The 18639-nt window shown below is 73.9% G+C and carries 16 protein-coding genes; 6 read left to right on the plus strand and 10 right to left on the minus strand.

The window, feature by feature from the left end; translation table 11 throughout:
- Positions 1-96 precede the first annotated feature (96 nt).
- Positions 97-516, plus strand: coding sequence for a DivIVA domain-containing protein (locus tag BIV28_RS16360; RefSeq protein WP_076263575.1), 420 nt, complete (start codon positions 97-99; stop codon positions 514-516).
- Between the two features lie 52 nt (positions 517-568).
- Here the strand turns inward: BIV28_RS16360 and BIV28_RS16365 are convergent, their stop codons facing one another.
- From BIV28_RS16365 to dnaK, 6 genes are all read right to left on the minus strand, one after another.
- Positions 569-859, minus strand: a complete 291-nt coding sequence (locus BIV28_RS16365) for a ribonuclease E inhibitor RraB (RefSeq protein ID WP_242653088.1) — start codon at positions 857-859, stop codon at positions 569-571.
- Positions 860-891: 32 nt separating this feature from the next.
- Positions 892-4044 (minus strand): ATP-binding protein, encoded by a 3153-nt coding sequence (locus BIV28_RS16370; protein ID WP_076263576.1) that lies wholly within the window; start codon positions 4042-4044, stop codon positions 892-894.
- A 144-nt stretch (positions 4045-4188) separates the two neighbouring features.
- Positions 4189-4641, minus strand: coding sequence for a heat shock protein transcriptional repressor HspR (locus tag BIV28_RS16375; RefSeq protein WP_076263578.1), 453 nt, complete (start codon positions 4639-4641; stop codon positions 4189-4191).
- Positions 4642-4685: 44 nt separating this feature from the next.
- Positions 4686-5717 (minus strand): DnaJ C-terminal domain-containing protein, encoded by a 1032-nt coding sequence (locus tag BIV28_RS16380; RefSeq protein ID WP_076263579.1) that lies wholly within the window; start codon positions 5715-5717, stop codon positions 4686-4688.
- Positions 5718-5818: 101 nt separating this feature from the next.
- A complete protein-coding gene (locus BIV28_RS16385) occupies positions 5819-6481 on the minus strand; it encodes a nucleotide exchange factor GrpE (protein ID WP_242653091.1) in 663 nt (220 codons plus the stop codon).
- Positions 6478-8394 (minus strand): molecular chaperone DnaK, encoded by a 1917-nt coding sequence (gene dnaK / locus BIV28_RS16390; RefSeq protein WP_076263581.1) that lies wholly within the window; start codon positions 8392-8394, stop codon positions 6478-6480. The genes BIV28_RS16385 and dnaK overlap by 4 nt, the downstream gene beginning before the upstream one ends.
- A gap of 289 nt (positions 8395-8683) precedes the next feature.
- On the opposite strand from dnaK, the gene BIV28_RS16395 reads away from it, so the two are divergent.
- The gene (locus BIV28_RS16395) at positions 8684-8872 is read left to right on the plus strand and encodes a hypothetical protein (protein WP_207556036.1); all 189 of its coding nucleotides are present in this window, start codon (positions 8684-8686) and stop codon (positions 8870-8872) included.
- A 61-nt stretch (positions 8873-8933) separates the two neighbouring features.
- Positions 8934-10205 carry a PQQ-dependent sugar dehydrogenase gene (locus BIV28_RS16400; protein WP_083707437.1) on the plus strand — a complete coding sequence of 424 codons (1272 nt, stop codon included), beginning with the start codon at positions 8934-8936 and terminating at the stop codon, positions 10203-10205.
- Positions 10206-10214: 9 nt separating this feature from the next.
- On the opposite strand, the gene BIV28_RS16405 is transcribed toward BIV28_RS16400, so the two are convergent.
- The 3 genes from BIV28_RS16405 to BIV28_RS16415 form a co-directional block, all read right to left on the minus strand.
- On the minus strand, positions 10215-11957 hold the full coding sequence (locus BIV28_RS16405; protein ID WP_083707429.1) for an alkaline phosphatase D family protein: 1743 nt from the start codon (positions 11955-11957) through the stop codon (positions 10215-10217).
- Between the two features lie 82 nt (positions 11958-12039).
- Positions 12040-12792 (minus strand): dienelactone hydrolase family protein, encoded by a 753-nt coding sequence (locus BIV28_RS16410; RefSeq protein WP_076263582.1) that lies wholly within the window; start codon positions 12790-12792, stop codon positions 12040-12042.
- Between the two features lie 77 nt (positions 12793-12869).
- Positions 12870-14174, minus strand: a complete 1305-nt coding sequence (locus BIV28_RS16415) for a cation:proton antiporter domain-containing protein (protein WP_207556045.1) — start codon at positions 14172-14174, stop codon at positions 12870-12872.
- 76 nt (positions 14175-14250) lie between these two features.
- Here BIV28_RS16415 and BIV28_RS16420 point away from each other — a divergent pair, with 76 nt between their 5' ends.
- Complete coding sequence (locus BIV28_RS16420) at positions 14251-15099, plus strand: DUF3626 domain-containing protein (RefSeq protein ID WP_242653093.1); 849 nt, start codon at positions 14251-14253, stop codon at positions 15097-15099.
- An 81-nt stretch (positions 15100-15180) separates the two neighbouring features.
- Here the strand turns inward: BIV28_RS16420 and BIV28_RS16425 are convergent, their stop codons facing one another.
- Positions 15181-16875 (minus strand): alpha/beta hydrolase, encoded by a 1695-nt coding sequence (locus BIV28_RS16425; protein WP_076263585.1) that lies wholly within the window; start codon positions 16873-16875, stop codon positions 15181-15183.
- A 132-nt stretch (positions 16876-17007) separates the two neighbouring features.
- On the opposite strand from BIV28_RS16425, the gene BIV28_RS16430 reads away from it, so the two are divergent.
- Both BIV28_RS16430 and BIV28_RS16435 read left to right on the plus strand, forming a co-directional pair.
- Positions 17008-17853, plus strand: a complete 846-nt coding sequence (locus tag BIV28_RS16430; RefSeq protein ID WP_076263587.1) for an alpha/beta fold hydrolase — start codon at positions 17008-17010, stop codon at positions 17851-17853.
- A 50-nt stretch (positions 17854-17903) separates the two neighbouring features.
- Positions 17904-18623, plus strand: a complete 720-nt coding sequence (locus BIV28_RS16435) for a DsbA family oxidoreductase (RefSeq protein WP_076263588.1) — start codon at positions 17904-17906, stop codon at positions 18621-18623.
- The last annotated feature ends 16 nt before the right edge of the window (positions 18624-18639 follow it).

Below are 18639 nucleotides of genomic sequence, written 5' to 3' on the forward strand. Positions count from 1 at the left end.
CACAGTTGAGTGTATTCCGCTCAACTTCGTGCGCGCGCGGACCAGCCGGAGGACGCTCGGGCCGCCGTCTGCCGCCTCCGACCCTACGCTCGGGGCATGGACCGCGGGACCCTTGCCGACGAGCTGCGCCGAGCGCGCTTCCGAACCACCCAGATGCGCCCGGGATACGACGAGCGCGAGGTCGACGACTTCCTCGACGGCCTCGACGCCCGGCTGCGCTCGGGCGAGCCCGCGCCGGCCATCACGGCCGCCGTCGACGGCGCCCGGTTCACGACGACGAGCTTCCGGCGTGGCTACGACATGGCCGACGTCGACGACGCCCTCCGGCACGTCGTCGAGTCGCTCGGCACCGCCCCCGACGGTGCCGACGTGCCCGTCGCCGCGAGCACCCGGCCCGTCCCGGACGCGCGCGACGCGTCCGACGCGTCCGACGCGTCGGGCGACCTCCCGTCCGCGCTCATCGAGCCGAAGCCGGGGCTCCTCGGCCGCCTGGCCCGCGCCGTCCGCGGCGACTGACGGGCGACTGACGGGCGACTGACGGGCGACTGACGGCGACTGACGAGCCGGGTCAGGCGCCCGGCTCGGCGTCGTACCAGCCGTCGTGGGCCTCCGCGAGGGCCGTGAGCCGGTCGGCCCAGGCCGGGTCGTCGGGCGTGCGCACGTGGACGGCCCACTCGTGGTCCTCGGAGTCGTCCTCCCCTGCCAGCGCCTCGCGCACGACGCGCACCTGCGTCAGGCCCTCGGCCGCGAGCTGCTCGGCGACCTCCTCGGCGACGTCGCGCTCGGGCAGCACGACGAGGTGCTCGATCCCGTCGCGCGCGTCGGCGTCTTCGACGTCGTCGGGGTGCCCGTGCTCCACGCGGCGAGTGTACGGACGGTCGGCGTCGGGCGTCAGGCCTCCGACGGGTCCAGGCCCGTCTCGACGACGCGCTGGGCCAGCTCACGCAGCTTGATGTTGCGGTTGAGCGAGGACTGGCGCAGCAGCTCGAACCCCTGCACCGCCGTGATCCGGTGGCGCTCGATGAGGACGCCGACGGCGTGGCCGATGAGCCGGTGGCTGTCGATCGCCTGGCGCAGCTGGGCCTCCTTGGTGGCGCGGTCCTGCTGGGCGGCGACCCGGTCGACGGCCTGCACGAGCAGCTGGGCGACGAGGTCGCCGGCGATCCGCTCGTCGGCCGAGACCGCCCGCGAGGCCCGGAACCGCACCCACACCCGCACGGGCGAGTCGGGGCCCGCCGGCTCGAAGAGGATGCCCGGCGCCACCTCGTCGCGGGCGTCCTGCCCACCCGGAAGCGCACCGGTCGTGAGCACGGCGTGGGTCAGCGGGTGCAGGTCGGCCGCGGGCGTCGGGCCCTGCGGCTTGAAGTAGAGCCGCTCGGTGTCGGAGCGGCCCGGCAGCTGGAGCGTCGCGAGACCGTCGAACAGGACGCTGAAGCCGGCGACGGCCGCCGACACGACGGTCTCGAGGTCCTCGGCCGAGCGCAGCTCGGAGACGAGCTCGGCCGCGCGGACGCGTCGCTGCTCGGCCTCGTGCTGCAGCGTCGTGTCGCGCACGACGCTGACGACGAGCGCCGGGTGCGTGCCGCTCGCGGGGATGACCGACGAGGTGACCGACACCTGGGCCCGGCTGCCGTCGCTGCGGGCCATGGCGAAGGACTCCTCCACCGGCCCCGACGCGGCGAGGACGCGCTCGACCCGGGCCGCCTTGGCCTCGGCGTCATCGAGGGTCCACGGGTGCGGCAGCCCGATCGGGCCGTCGTCCAGGCTCCAGCCGTAGGTGCGGGTGAAGGCCTCGTTGAGCAGCACCACGCGGCCGCCCGGCTCGAAGACCGCGAGCGGCTCGTGCAGCGAGGCCACCACGGCCCGCCGCCAGGCGGCGTCGCGGGCGCGCTCGCGGGCGCGGGCGAGGTTGGCCGACAGGCGAGCCCGCAGGTGGCGCATCTCGAACGGCTTGGCGACGTAGTCGTCGGCACCCCGGACGAGGCCGGTGACGCTCGCCTCGTCGCCGGCCCGTGCCGTCAGCATCACGACGGGGAGGTCGGCGAGCGCGGGGTCGTCGCGCAGGGCCTGCAGCAGGCCGAGCCCGTCGAGCCGCGGCATCATGACGTCGGCGAGGACGAGGTCGGGCCGGCGGGACCGCGCCATGGTCAGGGCCTCGACGCCGTCGCGCGCGGTGGCCACCTCGTAGCGGTCGGCGAGGGCCTCGGAGAGGTAGGCGCGCATGTCGGCGTTGTCCTCGGCGAGCAGCAGCAGGGGGCGCTCGTCGGCCTGCTCCCCGGCCCCGGTCACCGGCTCGATCGGCTCGGTCGGCTCGGTCGGCAGCGCGGTGACGACGGCGCCGTCGAGGGGTGCGTCGGCCCCGGCGTCCCAGCCCTGGGCCTCGACGAGGAAGGACTCGACGGGCCGTGGCGTGATCGACGGGCTCGCCGGCTCGACCCCCTCGGGGGGCTGCCCCCACGGCAGACGGACGCCGAACGTGCTGCCCATGCCCTCGACCGAGTCGACCCAGGCGTGGCCGCCCTGCAGCTCGGCGAGCTGGCGCACGAGGAACAGGCCGATCCCGGCCCCTTCGCGCGAGCGGGCGCCGTCGGTGCGCGGCAGCTGCCGGAACCGCTCGAAGACCGACGCGAGGTCGGCGGCGGGGATGCCGATCCCGGAGTCGGTGACGAGCACCTCGAAGCCGTCGTCCAGCGCGTGCACGGTCACCTCGATGCCGCCGGCGGGCGTGTACTTCAGGGCGTTCGACAGCAGGTTGAGCACGATCCGCTCGAGCATGTCGCGGTCGACCCAGGCGGGACGGCCGAGGTCGGGCACGTCGGTGGCGAAGGTGAGCCCGACGCGGTGCACGGCCGGGCGGAAGCCGGCGGCGAGACCGCGCACGAGCTCGGCGACGTCGGTCTCGACGACGTGCGGGTCGACGCGTCCGGCGTCGATGCGGCTGAGGTCGAGCAGCTGGTCGACGAGGACCCGCAGGCGCTCGGTGTTGCGCTCGACGAGCTCGAGGTGGCGGCGGACGGCCGGGTCGAGCCCGGGCACGCCGAGGGAGTCCTCCACCGGACCGGCGATCAGCGTCAGCGGCGTGCGCAGCTCGTGGCTGATCGTCGTGAAGAAGGCGCTCTTGGCGGCGTCGAGCTCGGCGAGGGCCTGGGCGCGGTGCCGTTCGTCGTCGAGGCGGCGCACGCCGGCGAACGCGGCCGCGACGTGGGCGGCGCACAGCTCGACGTAGGCCTGCAGCAGGTCGTCCCAGGGGCGTCGCAGGTTGGCGGTGACGAGGAGCGAGGCGCTCGCCTCGTCGCGACCGGGCTCGACCACGGGCACGACGTGCACGTCGGCGCCGAGCGCCTCCGGCGCGTCGGGCAGGCCGGCGACGAGGTCGACCGACGCGTGGTCCTCGACGTTCTCACGCATGATCTCGAGCGCCAGCCGCTCGACGTCCTCGACCGTGCCGGCGCCACCGAGGGCGGCGCCGAGGCGTGACACGACGGACGCGCGCCGCTCGGCGAGCACCTTGCCCGTCGTCTCGGTCGAGATGTCGAGGATCCCGGCGACCTCACCGTCGGGGCCGGTGACGACGCTGTAGGACCACGTGAAGTAGGCCTCCTCGAGGTAGCCGTTGCGGTCGACGACGAGCACCTGGTCCTCGTCCCACGACGGCTCGCGCGTCGTCGTCACCTCGGTGAACCGCGGCTCGATGACGTCCCACACCTCGGGCCACACGTCCCGAACCGGCAGGCCGAGGGCCGCCGGGTGCTTCTCCTCGCCGAGCAGGACCCGGTACGCGTCGTTGTAGAGCATGAGCAGCTCGGGGCCCCAGCACACGAGGATGGGGAAGCGCTGCCACAGCGCGGCGTTGACGACGCTGACGAGCTCGGCCGGCCAGGTGTCCACCGGGCCGAGCCCGGTGCCCGCCCAGTCGACGGTGGCGAAGAGACGCCCGATGTCGGTGTCGGGCAGCACGAGCCTCGGCATCTGCTCCCACGTCTCGGCGGCTCCGGCAGGGTCGGGACCACCGTACGGCGTCGTCGGGTCGAGCGGATGGGACAACGGAGATCCTCTACGTGGGCATGGCGTAGCCAGCGCCCGCGTGGCTGGAGGCCCGGCAATCCTTGCACCTCGCCCGGGGCTTGCCAAACGGTGCCGCACGAGGCGCCGAGGCGCCGAGGCGCCGAGCGGCGGCAGCGGCGCGCGTCAGTGCTGCGGGCGCCAGACGACGAGCGCCTGCGACGCGGCGGTCCGCGGCGGCCGCTGACCGGGTCGCATCGGGACCGCCTCGCCCCGCGGGCCGACCGCGAAGAACCGCGTGCTGGCGTGCAGGGCGGCCTGGGTGCGCTCGAGCTCGCCGGCGAGCTCCTCGACCCGGGACTGCAGCGCCGTCACGTGGTTCTCGAGGTCGAGGATGCGCTGGATGCCGACGAGCGACACGCCCTCGTGGGAGAGCCGCTGGACCTCGCGGAGCAGCTCGACGTCGCGGGTGCTGTAGCGCCGCCCGCCGCCCCGGGTGCGCGACGGCGTCACGAGCCCGAGGCGGTCGTACTGGCGCAGCGTCTGGGCGTGCATGCCCGCCAGCTCGGCCGCGACGGAGATGACGAAGACGGGTGCGTCGTCGTCGTGCCCTGCCGGGCGTGCGCTCCTGCGTGCCATCCTCACCACTCCCTTCCCGTTCGCGCTCGTGGGGCCCGTCGGCCTCAGGCCCTGGCCCGGCGGAAGAGGTCGGCCCGGGGGTCCTGGCCGTCCTCGGCCGAGGCCATGGTCTCGATCGCCGCGCGGGCCTCGTCGGTCAGCCGCTGCGGCACGACGACCTGCACCTTGGCGAGGAGGTCGCCGGTGTGCTCGCCCCGGTGGACGCCGCGACCCTTGACGCGCAGCACGCGCCCGCTGGGGGTGCCGGCCGCGATGCGCACCTTGACCTGCCCGCCGTCGAGGGTCGGCACGGGCACGGTGGCCCCGAGCGCCGCCTCGGCGAAGGTGACGGGGAGGTCGACGGTGAGGTTGTCGCCGTCGCGCCCGAAGACCGGGTGCTTCTCGACGGTCACCGTGAGGATGAGGTCGCCGGCGGGGCCGCCGGACTCGCCCTGACGGCCCTTGCCGCGCAGGCGGATCTTCTGGCCGTCCTTGACCCCGGCGGGGATCCGCGCGGTGATCCGGCCGAGGTCGGGCGAGCTGAGCGTCACCGTCGAGCCCTCGACGGCGTCGCGGAAGCCGATGCTCGTCGAGGCCTGCACGTCGGCGCCGGGCCGGGGCCCGGCCGTGGCGCCGTAGCCGCCGTACTGCTGGCCGAAACCGCCGGCGCCGCCCGGGGCGCCGCCGCCGAACATCTGCCCGAGGATGTCCTCGAGGTTGGGCTGGCCCGCCCCGGCCCCGCCGCCGCCGAAGCGGACGCGGGTGCCGCCGGGACCAGCGGCCCCACCGAACGCCGAGAAGATGTCCTCGAACCCGGCGCCCCCGCCGCCGGGGCCGCCCGCGGTGAAGCGGGCGCCCCCGTGCGACATGGCACGGATCGCGTCGTACTCGCGGCGCTGCTCGGGGTCGGACAGGACCGCGTAGGCCTCGCCGATCTCCTTGAAGCGCTCCTCGGCCCTGGTGTCCCCGACGTTGTGGTCGGGGTGCAGGTCGCGGGCGAGCTTGCGGTAGGCCTTCTTGATCGCGGCCGCGTCGGCATCCTGGGCGACGCCGAGGGTCGCGTAGAAGTCCTTCTCGAACCAGTCCTGGCTAGCCATGGCGCACCTGCCTCTCCTGCTGCGGCCGCGCGGGGTCCCCGGCGGTCCTCACATCATCATCGATGCCGGCCGACGCGTGGGGCGTCGACGCGGCGTGGCGCTCACGCGGGGTCGGCAACCGACACCCGGGCGGCGCGGACGAGCCGGTCACCGATGCGGTAGCCCGGCTGGAGCACCTGGACGACCGTCGTGCCCGTGGCCCCCTCCGGCAGATCGGCCTCGACGTGCATGAGGGCCTCGTGCACGTTGGGGTCGAACTCCTCGCCGGCCTCGCCGAGGCGCTCGACGCCGAACCGGCCGAGCGTCGCCTCGAGCTTGTCGGCGATGGCCGCGAACGGGCCGCCGGCGAGGTCGCCGGCCTGGCGGGCCATGTGGATGTCGTCGAGCACCGGCAGCAGCGACTCGACGACGCTGCCCACCGCGGTGTGCCGGATGACCTCGCGGTCGCGGTCGACGCGCTTCTTGTAGTTGACGTACTCGGCCTGCAGCCGCTGCAGGTCGGCGAGGTAGGAGGCAGCGAGCGCGTCCTCCTGCGCGAGCGCCTCCCGCTCGGTGGCGGCGTCCGGGCCGTGGTCGTACTCGTCCTCGCCACCGGGCTCGGACGAGGCGCCGGCGCCGCCCTCGTAGTAGGTGTGGTGGCCCCGGGCGCCCGCGCCGGGGGTGCCGGCGGACTGGCCGCCGGCACCCTGCGCGTCGGTCACCTCGGGCCCGCCGGCACCGGGCTGGGTGCCCTCGGCCTCGGGGTTCGGGGTGGACTCGGTCACTTGGCGTCCTTGGCCTCGTCCTCGTCGACGACCTCGGCGTCGACGACGTCGTCGTCGGACGCACCCGCGCCGGCCGAACCGGACGCCGCGGCGTCGGGGCCGGAGCCGTCGGCACCCGGGGCGCCGGCGGAAGCCGCGTTCGCCTGCTCGGAGGCGTAGACCGCCTGGCCCATGGCCTGAGACTTGGTGTTGAGGTCCTCGATCTTGGCCTTGATGTCCTCGACCGTGGCCTCGGAGCCCTCGGCGATGGCGGCCTTGAGGTCGGCGAGCGACTCCTCGACCGGCGTCTTGACGTCGGCCGGGATCTTGTCGCCGGACTCCTTGAGGAAGTTCTCGGTCGAGAAGACGAGCTGCTCGGCCTGGTTGCGCACCTCGGCCTGCTCGCGACGCTTGTGGTCCTCCTCGGCGTGCGCCTCGGCGTCCTTGACCATCCGGTCGATCTCGTCCTTGGACAGGGCCGAGCCGCCGGTGATCGTCATCTTCTGCTCCTTGCCGGTGCCCTGGTCCTTGGCACTGACGTTGACGATGCCGTTGGCGTCGATGTCGAAGGTGACCTCGATCTTCGGCACGCCACGCGGCGCCGGCGCGATGCCGGTCAGCTCGAAGGTGCCGAGCGACTTGTTGTGCTGGGCGATCTCGCGCTCACCCTGGAAGACCTGGATGAGGACCGAGGGCTGGTTGTCGTCGGCCGTGCTGAAGATCTCCGAGCGCTTCGTCGGGATCGCGGTGTTGCGCTCGATGAGCTTGGTGAACAGGCCACCCTTGGTCTCGATGCCGAGCGAGAGCGGCGTGACGTCGATGAGCAGGACGTCCTTGCGCTCACCCTTGAGGACGCCGGCCTGCAGGCTCGCGCCCATGGCGACGACCTCGTCGGGGTTGACGCCCTTGTTCGGCTCCTTGCCGCCGGTCATCTCCTTGACGAGGGCCGCGACCGCGGGCATGCGGGTCGAGCCACCGACGAGGACGACGTGGTCGATGTCGGACACCTTGATGCCGGCGTCCTCGATGACCTTGTGGAACGGGGCCTTGGTGCGGTCGAGCAGCGACTTGGTCATCTGCTCGAACTGGGCGCGCGTCAGGGTCTCGTCGAGGTGGATCGGGCCCTCGGGCGTCATCGAGATGTACTGCGCCGAGATGTTGGTGCTCGTCGCGGTCGACAGCTCCTTCTTGGCGCGCTCGGCCTCGTCACGGAGGCGCTGCATCGCGATCTTGTCCTTGGACAGGTCCTGGCCCGTCTTGTTCTTCACCTGGGTGATGAGGTGCTGGACGATGACGTCGTCCCAGTCGTCGCCACCGAGGTGGTTGTCGCCGTTCGTGGCGCGCACCTGGATCGTGGCGAAGCCGTCCTCGGCGTCCTTGCCGACCTCGAGGAGGGACACGTCGAACGTGCCACCACCGAGGTCGAAGACGAGGATGAGCTCGTCCTCCTTGCCCTTGTCGAGGCCGTAGGCGAGCGCGGCCGCGGTGGGCTCGTTGACGATGCGCAGGACGTTGAGGCCCGCGATCTCACCGGCCTCCTTGGTGGCCTGGCGCTCGGCGTCGTCGAAGTAGGCGGGGACGGTGATGACGGCGTCGGTCACGGTCTCGCCGAGGTAGGACTCGGCGTCGCGCTTGAGCTTCTGGAGGATGCGGGCGCTGATCTCCTGCGCCGTGTAGGTCTTGCCGTCGATCTCCGGCGACTTCCAGTCGGTGCCCATGTGGCGCTTGACGGAGCGGATCGTCCGGTCGACGTTCGTGACGGCCTGGCGCTTGGCGACCTCGCCGACGAGCACCTCGCCGTTCTTGCTGAACGCGACGACCGACGGGGTCGTGCGACCGCCCTCGGCGTTCGCGATGATCGTCGGCTCGCCGCCCTCGAGGACGGAGACGGCCGAGTTGGTGGTACCGAGGTCGATTCCGACCGCACGTGCCATGGTGACTCCTTGATGCTCTGGTGATGCTCTGGTCCGGTTGACAGGTCCTCGCTCAATCTGCGCCAGCCGACCCGTCGTTGTCAAAGCCGCGCTCGCAAATCTTGCGTTCACCTGACTCAACTTCGTGACCGGGGCCGGTGTTCCCGGATCGGCGAACTTTTCCGCGCGGACCGGTCGGCCGTGTTCCGGATGCGCGCCGGCGCGGCAGACGGGTAGGGGGTCGCGTTCCTTCCTCAGGCTGCTGTCGGCCGCCGAGATCGCCACGGGCGCGGCGCTGCTGCTGCCGTTCGTGCCCAACCGGCTGGCCGGCGCCGCACTGACCGCCTTCTCCGGCGGCCTCGTCGGCCTCTACCTCCGCACGCCCGGCATGCGTCAGGAGGGGAGCATCTGGCCGACGCCCGACGGCATGGCGGTGAGCAAGGACACGTGGATGCTCGGCATCGGGGCGAGCCTGCTGGCCAGCCGTCACGACCGCTGAGCACGCACGCGTCGCACAGGTGCACTGGGTAGGTTCGGGACCCCGACCCGTGGAGGTGACCGTGTCCCGACCGCGCTCTGCCGCACGCGTCCTCGGCGCCGCCGCCGTGGCCGGAACCCTCGCTCTCGGCGCCTGCTCATCGGGCGGCCCCACGCCGGCCGGCTCCTCCGCGGGTTCGACGGCAGCGAGCTCGTCGGCAGCGGGGTCGTCGGCGTCCTCCGTCGCGACGAGCACGGCCGGCACGACGCCTGCCCCCACCACGACGTCGGCCACGCCGACCGCCGTGCCGACCCCCACGGCGACGGCCACCTCGCGCGCGGGCCGGCCGACCGGCTCGGTCACCGTGCTGCGCACCCTCGCCACAGGCCTCGACGTGCCGTGGGGCCTGGCGCTGCTGCCCGACCGCTCGGCCGTGCTCGTCACGACCCGCGACGACGGACGCATCCGCCGCGTCGACCTGTCCACCGGACGCGTCACGAGCGTCGGGCACGTGCCCGGCGTCGTGTCGAACGTCGACCAGCAGGGCGAGGCCGGGTTGCTCGGCATCGCCGTCAGCCCCCGGTTCGCCTCGGACAGAACGCTCTTCGTGTACTTCTCGACCGCGAACGACAACCGCATTGCGACGATGACCTACGACCCGACCGCGCCTGCGGGGCAGCAGCTCGGGGCGCCGCGCGTCATCCTGCTGGGCATCCCGCACGGGGTGCACCACAACGGCGGCCGCCTCGCCTTCGGGCCCGACGGCTACCTCTACGCCACGACCGGCGAGGCGGGCGACCGCCCTCTGGCACAGGACCGTTCGTCGCTCGGCGGCAAGATCCTGCGGATGACGACGGCCGGACGGCCCGCACCCGGCAACCCGTTCGGCACCCTCGTGTGGAGCTACGGGCACCGCAACGTCGAGGGCATCACCTGGGACGCCGCGGGCCGGCTGTGGTCCTCGGAGTTCGGCGACCACCTCCACGACGAGCTCAACCTCATCCGCAAGGGCGGCAACTACGGCTGGCCGCAGACCGAGGGCAAGACGTCCGCGCCCGGCATCGTGTCGCCCGTCGAGCAGTGGAGCCCCGACGCCAACTCCCCGAGCGGGATCGCCATCGCGGCCGGCTCGGCGTGGCTCGGCGGCCTGCGCGGCGAACGGCTCTGGCGGGTCCCGCTCGACGGCACGAAGCCGGCCGGCGACCCGCAGTCGTTCCTCGAGGGCCGGTACGGGCGCCTGCGCAGCGTCCTCGCCCTCGACGACCGCACGCTCCTCGTGACGACGAGCAACCGCGACGGGCGCACCTCCCCGCGCGCCGGCGACGACCGCATCCTCGTGGTCCGCGTCAGCTGACGCCGAGCCTCACGGGCGGGCCGGCAGGCGCACGCTGCCCACCGTCGTCAACCGCGGGTGCGCGTCGTCGCCGTCGTGCACGACCCCGCCCCGCCAGACGATCGCGAGGTCGCGGCCCTGCACGGTCAGCTCGGCGAGGCAGTTGTCGAACCACGGGCCGTCGGTCACCCGCCACGGGTACTTCGGGTCGGGCACCCGCTTGGAGTGCCCGGCGAGGAACCGCATCGGTCGCACGAGGCCCCGCGCGAACAGCGACATCATGACGCGGATCCCGCGCGGCATCGGGTTGCGGATCGGCGAGCACACGGCCTGCACGATGCGCGACCGGGCGCCGTACCGCGCGGCGTCGCCCACCTCCGCGACGTAGGAGTTGTGCACGTCCCCCGACAGGAAGGTGATCGAGCCCGGGGCCCGGCCGCGGTTGCCACGGGCGACGTCCATCACCATGTCGAACACCTCGACGAACCCGTCGTTGAAGGCCGCCCAGTGCTCGAGGTCGATCGACTGGCGGCTCTTCTCGGCGAGGCCGGCGACGACGCGGTTGTGCGCCCCGCTGCTCGCGAGCACCTCGTCGATGGCCTCGAAGTCGTGCAGGCCCGGCGGCAGGAGGAAGGGCAGCGACGTGCCGATGAGCAGGTGGTCGACGTCGCCGGTCAGCTGCGCGTCGAGCCAGCTCGCCTCGTCGGCGTCGAGCATCGACCGTCGCTCCGGCTCGAGGACGCGCGCGGCGCGCGAGTCGACGACGACGAGGCGCGAGTCGCCGAGGTCGCGCCGGTAGCTCCACCGGTACACCTCAGGGTGCCGGTCGACGCGCCGGACGAGGTCGAAGAGCGGCTCGGTGAGGTCGAGCTCCTCGCCGCCGAACGCCTCGGCCGCGAGGACGGCCGCGTACACCTCGTCCTCGGCGAGCTCGGCCGGCGAGAGGTTGCCGATGTGCTGGTACACCCAGTACGAGGCGAGCCCGCCCATGAGCCGCTCATGCCACCACGGCGTCCGGTTGATCTCCTCGTGCCAGGACCACGAGGTGTTCCAGTCGTCGCGGATGTCGTGGTCGTCGAAGATCATGCAGCTGGGCACGGTCGAGAAGAACCACCGGTTCGCCTCGTCCGACCAGGCGAGCCGGTAGAGGTGGCAGTACTCCTCGTAGTCCTTGATCTCCTCGCCCGGCGGCTCCTCGAGCGAGCGCCGCGAGGCGATGAACTCGCGCATCGCCTCCGACGTCTCGTCGGCGTACACCTGGTCGCCGAGGAACGCGACGAGGTCGGGCCACTCCTCCGCGCCCTCGGCGAGGGCGAGCGCGAGGGTGCGCAGCGCGTCGACGCCGTTCGACGCGTTGCCCTCGGCGTCGTGCGGCACGCTCGTGCGGCACGACCCGAAGAGCAGGCGCGTCGGCCGGGACCGGTCGATGGTGCTGATCCGCGGCGCCGGGAACCGGCCGTCGTCGGCCGGCGGCCACACCCGGGTGTCGTCGACGTCGAGCGTGTAGTCGTAGGAGGCGCCCGGCTCGAGGCCGTCGACGAGGACGAGGGCGTAGTGGTGGCCCTTGACGACGAACGTCGGCGCCGACCACTCGCGTCCGTCGGCACGCACGGTGACGGTGGCGCGCCCCGCGGTCTCGGCCCACACCGTCGCCTCGGTCTCGCCGGCGAAGCGCAGCATCGGCCCGAGGACGAGCGGCGAGGCGGGGTCGAGGGTCCCCGACTCGGTCGGGGCGCTCGGCGCGGGCTCGGTCTTCTCGCTCGAGGGGCTCATGGACACAGACATACCCCCTGCCGCTCTCCGACGGGACGGAAGCGGCCATGAGACCGCTGTGCGGGGACGCCCTCGGGGCGGCTCACCTGCCGAGGTGCGCGCCGAGGTGCGCGCCGAGGAAGGCGAGGGTGCGCTGCCACGCGTCGGCGGCGACGTCGGCGTTGTAGCGCGACGGGGCGTCGTCGTTGAAGAACGCGTGCCCGACGCCGTGGTAGACGCGCGCCGTGAAGTCGACGCCGGCCTCCCCCATCCGGGCCTCGAGCTCGGGCACCCCGTCGGTGATCCGGTGGTCGTCCTCGCCGTAGAGGGCGAGCACGGGGCAGGCGATCGTCGACGGGTCGGCGTGCTCGGGGAAGGTGCCGTAGAAGGGCACGGCGGCGCGGACCCGGTCGTCGGCGGCCGCGAGCGCGAAGGCGTACGTGCCCCCGAAGCAGAACCCGACGACGCCGACGCGTCCGTCGACGCCGGGCTCGCCGGCGAGGGAGTCGACGACGCCGCGCAGGGCGGGCACGGCCCACGCCGCGAACTCGGGCTGCCGGGCCGGCGTCGTGGCCTCGCGCAGCTGCGGCTGGGCGGCAAGGCGCTCCTGCTCGCTCGCGCTGTTGTTGAGCGCGAAGATGCGGCTGCCCACCTCGGCGGTCAGGCCGACGTGGGCCAGCAGGTCGGGGGCGAGCGCGACGTAGCCCTCGGCGGCGAACCGGTCGGCGACGTCCTTGATGTGGTCGGTCAGGCCCCAGATCTCCTGGACGACGACGACCGCGCCACGCGGGTCACCGTCCGGGTCGGCGCGGTAGGCGGACAGCTCGTGCTCGGGGAAGTCGGTCATCGTGCCCATGGAACCGTCCTATCAGGCGCGGCCGGGCGGCGGGAGGCCCGGCGCCCCCATCCCGTGGCGGGACGGGCCGCGACGCGTCAGGCCCGGGCCTCGCGACGCGCCTCGAGCCGCTGCAGCACCGGCGTCGCGAGGACGCCGTGGACGAGGACCGACAGAGCGATCGTCGCCGCGACCGTGGCCCAGAGCCAGCGCTCCTCGGGGAAGGCGTGCTGGCCGGCCGCCCAGGCGAGGTAGTAGAGCGTGCCGATGCCGCGGACGCCGAAGAAGGCGGCCGCGCGCCGCTCGGCCGGTTCGAGGCCGCCCGGCTCCTCGACGGGCCGGGGTCGCACCGACAGGGCGAGCCAGCCCGCGACCGGGCGCACGACGAGGACGATCGCGACGGCGACGAGGGCACCGCGCCAGTCCAGGGCCGACAGCATCCCGTTGGTCATCCCCATCCCGAGGAGCATGAGCACGACGAGGGTCAGCAGCCGCTCGAGGCGGGAGACGACCTCGTGCATGGCCGCGTGGTACTCGTGACCGCGCTCGGCCGCGCGGATCGTCATGCCGCAGGTGAACACGGCGACGAACCCGTACCCCCCGACCACCTCGCTCAGCCCGTACGTCATGACGAGCGCCGCGATCGCGAGCAGCGGCTCGCCCTGCTCGGCGAGGCGCAGCGAGCGCCGCGGCGAGCGGAAGGCCACCTTCGCGAGCAGCCACCCGACGCCGAAGCCCACCCCGACGCCGATCGCGAGCTTGCCGACGAGGTCCCAGGCGACCCAGCCGCCGATCCACGCGCTGACCGGTCCGAGCGTCGCGAGGAAGACCGCGGCGTGCACGAACGGGAACGCGAGACCGTCGTTGAGCCCGGCCTCGGAGGTGAGGGCGAAGCGCACCTCGTCGGCCTCGTCGACCTCCTCGAGCCCCTCGGCATCGGCGTCGACGTGCGGGCCGCCGACCTGCACGTCGCCGGCGAGCACCGGGTCGGTCGGCGACAGGGCCGCGCCCAGCAGCAGCGCGGCCGCGGGCGCGAGGCCGAGCCCCCAGCCGAGCAGCGCCACCGCGGCGATCGTCACCGGCATCGCGACGACGAGCAACCGCCACGTCGGCGACCAGCGACGCCACGTGGTGCGGTCGCGCAGGCTGAGCGGCCGGTCGAGCGCGAGGCCCACGCCCATGAGGGCGACGAGGACGGTCAGCTCGGCGACGTGCTCGACCTGCGCGCGGATGTCGACGGGGTCGAGGACGAGGCCCTTCGGCAGCGGCAGCAGGCCGATGACGGCACCGAGCGCCAGCAGCACCATGGGCGCCGAGACGGCGTACCGCGCGAGGACCGTCGGCAGCACTGCGGCGAGCAGCAGGGCGAGCCCGAAGATGAGGTAGACCGCGCTCGCCGACACACGACGCATCGTCGCACCTCGTCCGTGCCAGAGTGGCACCCCACCCGAACGACGTCGCCCGAGGAGGCCGCACCCCGTGGACCGCCCCGTCCTGCCGGACGCCGTGCAGCGCGCCGTGGCGCACGTGCGGGGCCGCGCCGCCGGATCCGCGCTCGACCCGACGCTGCGCGTCACGCTCAACTTCCACCCGGAGCGGCTCGAGGGCGTCAGTCACGGGCGCACGGTGCTGGCCCGGCTCGCCGACGAGGGCGTGTACCGCTCGCAGTTCGAGACCGGCACGAGCAACGGCGGGCTCACCGCCCACCCGGGCGGCGACCGGTGGCGCTGGGAGAGCCGGCTCTTCGGCGGCGCCTACGACACGACCGACGTCGCGCTCCGGCCGCGGTACGGGGCCCTCGACCTGCACCGGCGCCCGAACGGCGCCGCGCCGCGCTTCGGCTCGAGCCACGTGCGGCTGGCCGGGCACACCCTGGACCGCACGACGTTCTGCTTCCCCGACAGCGTCTTCGAGCCGACGCTGTTCGGCACGGCCGACGCGTTCGCGCTCGCCGAGGCGGCGGCGTCGGCCGGTCACGACCTCCTCGACGACTACGTCGAGGCGCACGTCCACGGCGTCCTCGACGTGCGCACCGACGTCGAGGCCCTCGTGCTCGACCCGTCGTTCCGCGGCACCGGCGTCGAGGACGACGCGGCCCGGCTCGGCGTCCCCGTCGAGTGGCACGTCGGCTACCGACTGCCCGTCGAGGTGCTGCGGGCCCACCCGGACTACCGCGGGCCCGAGGTGGTGGCCCTCGGCGAGCGGGTCGCGGTCGAGGGCGTCCTCACACCGCGCGTCGTCGGTGAGGCGGCCGCGACCGGCGAGCACGACCCGCAGACCCTCAAGCGGGTCTGGCACCACGTCGCGCGCTTCGGCCTCGGTCGCTGACGGCGTCCCACAGCGGGTGGGTGGTGCGGACGCTCACCAGCTGCTCCCGTGGTGGGAGCAGTGCGTGAGGAGGACGGGTGATCAGGCCACGCGGTTGACCGTCTTCTCGATGCCGGCGATGAGACGGGAGTAGTCGTCGGTCGGCGACCCACCGAGCACGGACCCCCACGCCGGCACGAGCTCGGCGCCGTAGCGGTGCCCGAACCCGTCGGGCGGGTCGTGCCCGACGGCCATGTCGGTCGTCAGCTGCCAGAACGTCGCGAACGGGATCCACGTGACGTCCGGGTTGACGTCACGCCCGCGCGGCTCGCGCAGCCAGTCGGGCTGCTCGCCGAGCAGCGCGGGGTTCCACCACACGACCGGGTCGGACGGGTGCTGCGCGTAGACGAACCGGGGGAAGTCCCAGGCCCCGTAGGGCCGGCCGTAGTAGTCGTGGGTCAGCTGGTCGCCGCTCGCCGCGAAACGGACGTGCAGTCCGTCGTCGACGACGGGGACGATCTCGGGCGAGCCCTCGTTGCGCCGGGCGGTGAGGCTCGCGGCGATGCCGGTGAAGCTCGGCGTGCCGACCCACACGCCGCCCTGGGCCCGGGCCAGCATGTCGGCCTCGTCGCGGAAGGCCCCCTGGCCGCCGTACGAGCCGAGCGACTCGCCGCCGACGACGAGCTGCGGGCGATGGCCCTCGGGCAGCGTCTTCCACACCGCGTAGACCCTGTCGAAGAGCGCCGTGCCGGCCGCGCGCGGGGTGTCGCGGTCGGTGAGGATCGCGAGCGCGCTGGGCAGGAAGGAGTACTGCATCGCCGCGATGGCGGAGTCGCCGTTGCTCAGGTACTCGATCGACTGGGCCGACCAGTCGTCGACCCACCCGGTGCCGGTGGTCGTGATGACGGCGAGCACCTTGCGGTCGAACGCCCCGGTGCGGCGCAGCTCGCGCACGACGGCGTCGGCGACGTCGTCGATGGTGCGGTCGCCGGTGCGCCCGGCGTAGACGCGGATCGGCTCGATGGCGTCGCGGCCCGTGGCGGCCGAGATCTCCTGCGGCGTGGGCGCGCTCGTGACGAACATCTGCCCCTGGTAGCCGAGGCTGGCGTACGTCTCGTAGGAACCGGGACCGCCGGACACGAGCGACGAGCGCGGCGCGGCGCGGTTCGACGGGGCCTCGGCGTTGACCTTGGCGGCCACGCCGGCGAAGGCGTCGAGGCCGCGGTGGAGCAGGACGCTGTCGGTGACCCAGGCGGTGGCCGTGGCCACGACGACGACCGCGATCATCGACGCGACGGTCTTGGGCAGCACGTGCCCGGCCGCCTCGGCCAGGCCGTGCGTCATGCCCCGCAGCCCACGGGCGATGAGCAGGAAGAGCACGGCGATGGCGGCGGCGAGCGCGAGGGCCAGGGCCCAGTCGAGGGGGTCGAGCGGCTCGAGGCGCACGACGGCGGCGGTGCGGGCCTGCGAGCGGACGTTGGCCACCGTGATGCCGATGACCGCGACGGCCCCGAACACCGGCGCCGCGACGCGGATCCAGTGCCGGGCCTCGCCGCTGACGTGCACGCGCAGGTCGATGACCCGAGCGAGCGTGCGCACGAGCCACGCCACGAGGACGCCGAGCGCGTAGCCGACCGACGCGCAGAGCCCGCTGATCAGGCCTTGGTAGTACCAGGTGCGCGGCAGCAGGCTCGGTGAGATCGAGATGAGGAAGTACGCGGCGCCGAAGAGCAGGCCGGTGCGGGACAGGTGCCACCACCGGCGGCCCAGTCGCAGGTCACGGGTGGCGTCGGGCACCCTTCCAGCGTATTTCGGCGATGGCCCGCCCCGCCTCGGGTTTGTCCCTGACCGGTCCCTGAGTCGCGGCCTCCCGGCGTCCGACCGGCTGCCCGCCACCCCGGGGAGTGACGGCCGGGGCAGGATGGGCGGATGAGCCGCGACGACCAGCGCATCCGCACTTTCGCCCGCGACGGCCTGCGCTTCGAGGTCGATGACGCCGGGCCCCTCGGCGGCGACGTCGTCGTGCTGCTGCACGGCTTCCCCACCGACCGCTCGAGCTGGCGGGCCGTCACGCCGCTGCTCCACGAGGCGGGCCTGCGCACCCTTGCTCCCGACCAGCGCGGCTACTCCCCCGGCGCGCGCCCCACGGGCGTCGACGCCTACCGCCTCGAGGAGCTCGTCGCCGACGTGCTCGGGCTCGTCGACGCGTCGGGCCGCGAGCGCGTCCACCTCGTCGGGCACGACTGGGGCGGCGGCATCGCGTGGCTGCTCGCCGGCAACCACGCGGGGCGGGTCGCGTCGCTGACGGCGCTGTCGACCCCGCACCCCGCGGCGCTGGGGCGGGCCTGGCGCCGCGGGTGGGACCAGCGTCGGCGCTCCTGGTACGTGGCCGCCTTCCAGGTGCCGGCGCTGCCCGAGCAGGTGATGGCCCGACGCTTCGAGGCGCTGATGCGGCGCGGCGGGCTGCCCGAGGAGGACCGCCGGCGCTACGCCGACCGCCTCGCCACACCGGCGGCGATCTCCGGCCCGATCAACTGGTACCGGGCCTCACGGCGCTCCTCGGTGCCGGCGCACAGGGTGCACGTGCCGACGACCTACGTCTGGGGGTGCGAGGACCCGTTCCTGGGCCCCGACGCCGCACGCCTCACCGCCGAGCATGTCGAGGCCCCGTACGAGCTCGTCGAGCTCGACGCCGGCCACTGGCTGCCCGAGATGCGCGCCGCCGAGTGCGCCGCGGCCGTCCTGCGCAGCGTCGCCCGGGGCTCGGCTGCCTGACCCGCTCGCGATGCGGGGAAGAGAGCGGCACCGAGGTAGGTTGCACGACCGTGGAGATCGACATCTGGTCCGACATCGTGTGCCCGTTCTGCTACGTCGGCAAGCGCAGGCTCGAGGCGGCGCTCGCCGGTTTCGAGCACGCCGACGAGGTGACCGTCCGCTGGCACAGCTTCGAGCTGGACCGCGGCGCCGAGCCGGTGTCCGACGCGCCGCTCGTCGACCTCGTCGCCGGCAAGTACGGCATCTCCCGCGAGCAGGCCGTCGAGCAGCACCGCTCGCTCGCCGCGGCCGCCGCCGGCGTCGGTCTCGAGTTCAACTGGGAGCAGGCCCGGTACGGCAACACCTTCGACGCCCACCGGGTCGTGCACCTGGCCGCCGAGCACGGCCTCGCCGACGCCGCCCACGAGCGGCTCATGCGGGCCTACTTCACCGACGGGCTCGCCGTCGGCGACCGCGACACCCTGGTGCGCCTCGCCGCCGAGATCGGCCTGGACCCCGACGCCGTCCGCACGATGCTCGACTCCGACGACTACGGCAACCACGTGCGCAGCGACGAGGCCACGGCCAAGATGCTCGGCATCGAGTCGGTGCCCTTCTTCGTCCTCGACCGCCGCTACGGCGTCTCCGGCGCCCAGCCGGTCGAGGTGTTCACCGAGGCCCTCGAGACCGCGTGGGCCCATCGCGACGACGCCCGCGAGCCGGTCGCCGCGGGCGGCGGGTGCGGCGGTGGCTGCGGAGCCGGCGGGTGCGGAGGGGCCTGCGGGCGCTGACCGGCGCCTACGGTGG

The sequence above is a fragment of the Intrasporangium flavum genome (assembly GCF_001956915.1).
Taxonomy (GTDB): domain Bacteria; phylum Actinomycetota; class Actinomycetes; order Actinomycetales; family Dermatophilaceae; genus Monashia; species Monashia flava.